The sequence below is a fragment of the Lentzea indica genome (assembly GCF_012184385.1).
Classification (GTDB): domain Bacteria; phylum Actinomycetota; class Actinomycetes; order Mycobacteriales; family Pseudonocardiaceae; genus Lentzea; species Lentzea indica.
In genome coordinates this window covers 1-4,673 of the sequence record NZ_VSRL01000416.1, presented here as the reverse complement: position 1 = coordinate 4,673, position 4,673 = coordinate 1, and the positions used below count along the sequence as shown (strand labels likewise).

Sequence of the window (4,673 nt, the reverse complement as noted above, 5' to 3'; positions counted from 1 at the left end):
CGGCCAGCCGCCGCGACTCGTCGTAGATCGCCGAAGGCTGGTCGATGAAGTGGCACTTTCCGCCCTGCCGCTCGATCAGCGCGATCTTCTCCGGCGAGGTCGAGCGGGGCATCACGGCGATGAACGGCAGCCCCAGCAGCCGCGCGAAGTAGGCCTCGGACACCGCTGTCGACCCGGAGGACGCCTCGATCACGGGCGTGCCACCGGTGATCCAGCCGTTGCAGATCGCGTAGAGGAACAGCGACCGCGCCAAGCGGTGCTTCAACGAACCGGTGGGGTGCGTCGACTCGTCTTTCAGGTAGAGGTCGATGCCCCAGTCGAGCGGCAGCGGGTAACGCAGCAGATGGGTGTCCGCGCTGCGGTTCGCGTCCGCCTCGATGATCCCGACGGCCTCGCGCACCCAGTGCCTGGTCCTGCTGCAACACCGGTCAACGGAAGTACTCACAGCGGGCACGATAACCGCGCCCGGCTCTCACGCCTGGGTGAGAGGACCTTCGTCACCACGCAGTTCGGCGCGCAGCTTGTCGCGCTCGGCCTGACGCACTGCCTGGCGCGCGTTCAACCCGGCCGCCACGCGCTCACGCAGTCCCTTGAACAGGAACAACGAGGCCGGCAACGCCACGACCACGCCGACGGCGAGCGCGGGCAGCAAAGGAACCGTGAACAACATGAGCGCGCCTGACACCACCGCAACGAGACCGAGGCGGGCGAGGACGTAAAGCGTCACATCACGAGCGAGCACCCGTTCAGGTTACGTCGCCATCGTCGTCACTGGTGTTCGGGCGTCCTTCGAACCGCGTGGACAGCACGACGGTCGTGCGCGTACGGGCAACGCCGGGGATGCGCCGCAGCCGCCCGAGAGAGCGCTCCAGGTCGTCCACCGTCGCCACCCTGACCTTGACGATGAACGACTCGTCTCCCGCCACCCGGTAGCAGGACTCGACCTCGATGAGCTCGCTCAACGCGTCCGCGACCTCGTTGTCGTCCGCGATGTCGGTGGGATGGATGCCGATCAACGCCGTCACGCCCAGTCCGACCGCGCTGGGGTCGACGACCGCGTGATACCCGACGATCACGCCGCTGGACTCGAGCTTGCCGACACGCTCGTGCACGGCGGAGGCGGACAGGCCTACCTGCCTGCCGAGATCGGCATAGGTGGCCCTGCCGTTGGCACGCAATGCGGCGATGATCTGTCGATCAAGAGCATCCACCCGCGACACCCTATGCCCCACGAGTGCACTCACGTAGCCGTGGTCACATGTCCGGTTCGCCCCGGTCGTCCCTTACTACCTCTTTACCAAAAAACAAGCGTTCGAGTACCTGAAGGGTGAGATGCCACGATCAGACCGGAACGTCTGATCTGAGGAGGACGAGTGACTACAGCGTCCGAGCGCCTGTTGACGCCTGGGGAAGTCGCCAATCTGTTCCGGGTCGACCCGAAGACCGTGACCCGATGGGCCACCGCCGGTCGCATCGGCTCGATCCGCACGCCAGGAGGACATCGCAGGTTCCGTGAGACCGAGGTGAAGGCCCTGCTTTCGGAGCTGACCACCGAGGCCACTGAACCTGTACGCCACTGAAACCGTAGTAATCCCTGTGCCGCGGGTAATCTCGTGGCAAAGGGAGGTGGCGACCAGATGATCTACCTGCTGGCGGTGATCGGTGCGCTCACCGTGGCTGTGCTCGTGTGGCGAGCGTTCGCCCCGCAGCATTCGGAGTACACCCCGGGCCGCAAGGTGATCGCACCTGATGACGACCCGGAGTTCCTGCGCAAGCTCGACGAGCAGCGCAAGCGCGACGAGTGAACGGAAAAGGGGCCCTGACCTCAGGGCCCCTTCGCCGGTGCTCAGGTGTGCTCAGGCGTGCGGGAAGTCGTCCGCGACGACGGCGGCGAGCTCGAGCAGCGCCAGCCGCGTCTCCGGCGCGAGCTGGTCCAGCGCGATCTCGGCGCCCTCTTCGAGGTGCTCGTCGAACGGCAGGCGGACCACAGCGCGGCAGCGCTGCTGGAAGTGCGCGGAGAGCTTGTCGAGATCGACCTTGCCCGACTTCGGGCGCACCGAGTTGATCACGCAGACGGACTTCGCGACCAGGTCGCGGTAGCCGTGCGCCTCCAGCCAATCCAGCGTCGCCGCTGACGTCTGCGCGCCGTCGACCGAGCCGGACGACACCAGCACGAGCAGGTCCGCCTCGTCCAGCACGCCCTTCATCGCGGAGTGCATGAGACCGGTGCCGCAGTCCGTCAGGACGATGTTGTAGAAGTGCTCCAGCAACGCCACCGTGCGGCGGTAGTCGTCCTCGCTGAACGCCTCCGACACCGCCGGGTCCTGCTCGGACGCCAGCACCTCCAGGCGTGCCGGCGACTGCGAGGTGTACGCGCGCACGTCGCTGTACTTCGTGATCCGCGGGGCGTCGCGCAGCAGGTGCCGCACGGTCGCCGTGGTCTCCCGCGGGATCTTCAACGCCAGCGTGCCGCGGTCGGGGTTCGCGTCGACCGCGATCACCCGGTCACCGCGCAGCGACGAGAACGTCGAGCCCAGCGTCGTGGTCGTCGTGGTCTTGCCGACGCCGCCCTTCAGCGACAGCATCGCGATCTTGTAGCACCCGCGCAGCGGCTGGTTGATCCGCGCGATCAGCTCACGACGGCGCACGTCGGCCGGGCTCTCGCCGAGGTTGACGATGCCGCCGGTGACCGAGTGCAGGGACTTGCGCCAGCCCGACGACGGCGGTCGCTTGTCCTTCTTGATCAGCTGCTGCGACGAGACTTCCTGCGCCTGCGAGCGGTACGGCTGCTGCGGGAAGTTGTTCGGGTACTGCGCACCGGCGAACTGGCCGAACTGCGCGGTGTTCTGGGCCGTGTTGTGCGGTCCGGACGGCCGCCGCTGACGGAATGAGCACCCGACTGGCCGCCGCCCACCTGGTACGCCCCGGAGCCGTCCACGGAGTACGAGCCGGACTGCGAACCTGGCACCGGGTAGGGACCGGACGCGTTGCCGGGCACCTGGTAGGGACCGGACGCGTTCCCCGGCACCTGGTAGGAGCCGGAAGAGTTGCCGGGCACCTGGTAGGGCCCCGACTGGTTGCCGCCCACGTGGTACGGACCTGATTGACCGCCGCTGACGTGCTGCGGACCGGACTGCTGCGGGTCGAGGTAGGCCGTCTGCGGGTCGACGTACTGCGGGCCGGAGCCCTGTTCCTCACCCGGTGGTTGCCAATTCACCGCTGTGGCCCTCCCTGAGCAAGAGGGACCAGGACTTCCCCGACCCCCGGGTTGCGACGGTACGCAACCAGCACCGGTTCCATCGACCTGGGGGCTTAAGTCGTTAGAGACCCGCGTACGAATGCAACCCGCTGGTGACCAAGTTGATGAAGAACAGGTTGAACACGTTCAACGCGAAGCCGACGACGTTGATCCAAGCGGCCCCACGACCACGCCAACCGGCCGTCGCACGCGCGTGCAGATACGCCGCGTAGACCACCCACGAGACGAACGCCACGGTCTCCTTGGGGTCCCAGCCCCAGAACCGGCCCCACGCGGCCTCCGCCCAGATCGCGCCGCAGATGATGCCCGCGGTGAACAACGGGAACGCGAGCACGGTGGTCCGGTAGGACATCCGGTCCAGCACGTCGGCGGACGGCAGCTTCGGGAAGCGGTCCGCCTTGCCGTCCTTGAGCAGGTAGAGGATCGAGGTCACGCCGGGGATCAGCAGCACGCCGGAGGAGATCGAGATCACCGAGACGTGGATCACGAGCCAGTACGACCGCAGCGCCGGCTGGACAGGCGCGGACTCGGCGTAGAGAACGGTGCCGCCGAGGAACAGCAGGATCAAGATCGGCGTCAGCACGAACGCGCCGAGGCGGCGAATCGGGAACTTCGCCATCAGCACGATCCACGTCACCACCGCGGCAAGGCACAGCAGCGACATGTACTCGTACATGTTGCCCCAGGGCGCGCGTCCTGCGGACAGACCGCGCATCACCAGTGAGCCCAGGTGCAGCAGCGCGCCGAGGACCGTCAGCGCGGCGCCCATGCGCCCGATGCGCTCGGAGCGGGACAGCTCGCTCTTCGGCTCGTCGGTGAGGATGCCCGGCACCGGCGCACCGGCTCCGACGAACGCTTCAGTCTTCCTGCGCGGAGCATGGGCGAAGGCCTGCTCGACGGCGTAGAACAGGATCGCGAAGAGGTAGACGCCCAGCGCGCTGCGGTACAGCCAGTCGCTGTAGGTCGCGAGGGTCTCGTTGACCGGCATCAGGACTTCTCCTCGTTCAGAACCGCGCGGGCGAGCCGCGTGAACTCCTCGCCGTATCCTGCCTGGTCAGTGCGGGCGAGCCCGCCGACCTCGACCAACGTACGCCCGTCGTCCTGAGGGGTCGCACGCACCCACACCCGGCGGCGCTTGACGGTCAGCGACACCCCCAGGCCGAGGATGATCAGGATGGCGAACACCAGCACGTAGCCCTGCGTCGGGTCGTGCGAGACCTGCAACGACACCCAGTCGTTCACGGAGTCGAAGCGCACCTTGGTGCCGTCGTCGAGCGCGATCTCCTCGCCCAGCGCGAGGTTCTTGCGCGCGACCAGCGATTTTCAGACTCGCGATTCAATGTGGAGATTAAGCTTCCGCGAACTCTCTACCCAGGCGAGCGACATCGATACGCGCTGCAGTACAAGATTCCAG

Annotated in this window: 7 protein-coding genes and 2 pseudogenes; 2 read left to right on the top strand and 7 right to left on the bottom strand. The window is 67.2% G+C overall.

Annotated features, from left to right (window positions below; all coding sequences use genetic code 11):
* From FXN61_RS47380 to FXN61_RS47370, 3 genes are all read right to left on the bottom strand, one after another.
* A partial coding sequence (locus FXN61_RS47380; RefSeq protein WP_312878553.1) for a pyridoxal-phosphate dependent enzyme occupies positions 1-445 on the bottom strand: 445 nt, incomplete at its 3' end.
* 27 nt (positions 446-472) lie between these two features.
* Positions 473-742 carry a DUF4229 domain-containing protein gene (locus FXN61_RS47375; protein ID WP_312878552.1) on the bottom strand — a complete coding sequence of 90 codons (270 nt, stop codon included), beginning with the start codon at positions 740-742 and terminating at the stop codon, positions 473-475.
* Between the two features lie 4 nt (positions 743-746).
* Positions 747-1,211 carry an Lrp/AsnC family transcriptional regulator gene (locus tag FXN61_RS47370; RefSeq protein ID WP_167980330.1) on the bottom strand — a complete coding sequence of 155 codons (465 nt, stop codon included), beginning with the start codon at positions 1,209-1,211 and terminating at the stop codon, positions 747-749.
* A 162-nt stretch (positions 1,212-1,373) separates the two neighbouring features.
* Here FXN61_RS47370 and FXN61_RS47365 point away from each other — a divergent pair, with 162 nt between their 5' ends.
* Complete coding sequence (locus FXN61_RS47365) at positions 1,374-1,580, top strand: BldC family transcriptional regulator (protein WP_167980329.1); 207 nt, start codon at positions 1,374-1,376, stop codon at positions 1,578-1,580.
* Between the two features lie 57 nt (positions 1,581-1,637).
* Positions 1,638-1,805 (top strand): hypothetical protein, encoded by a 168-nt coding sequence (locus FXN61_RS47360; protein ID WP_086667950.1) that lies wholly within the window; start codon positions 1,638-1,640, stop codon positions 1,803-1,805.
* A 51-nt stretch (positions 1,806-1,856) separates the two neighbouring features.
* Here FXN61_RS47360 and FXN61_RS47355 read toward each other — a convergent pair.
* From FXN61_RS47355 to FXN61_RS47345, 4 genes and pseudogenes are all read right to left on the bottom strand, one after another.
* A pseudogene (locus tag FXN61_RS47355) lies at positions 1,857-2,741 on the bottom strand (MinD/ParA family ATP-binding protein); the annotation flags it as partial.
* A gap of 2 nt (positions 2,742-2,743) precedes the next feature.
* A complete protein-coding gene (locus FXN61_RS50415) occupies positions 2,744-3,217 on the bottom strand; it encodes a hypothetical protein (protein WP_188136252.1) in 474 nt (157 codons plus the stop codon).
* 103 nt (positions 3,218-3,320) lie between these two features.
* Positions 3,321-4,247: a c-type cytochrome biogenesis protein CcsB gene (gene ccsB, locus FXN61_RS47350; RefSeq protein ID WP_167980328.1), complete on the bottom strand. Its 927-nt coding sequence runs from the start codon at positions 4,245-4,247 to the stop codon at positions 3,321-3,323.
* Positions 4,247-4,573, bottom strand: a pseudogene (locus FXN61_RS47345) (cytochrome c biogenesis ResB family protein); the annotation flags it as partial. The pseudogene FXN61_RS47345 and the gene ccsB, both read right to left, overlap by 1 nt.
* Between the last annotated feature and the right edge of the window lie 100 nt (positions 4,574-4,673).

Excerpts from the sequence above, each read along its gene's own strand:
- FXN61_RS47360 (WP_086667950.1), top strand. The coding sequence starts at position 1,638 with ATGATCTACCTGCTGGCGGTGATCGGTGCGCTCACCGTGGCTGTGCTC.
- ccsB (WP_167980328.1), bottom strand. The coding sequence starts at position 4,247 with ATGCCGGTCAACGAGACCCTCGCGACCTACAGCGACTGGCTGTACCGC.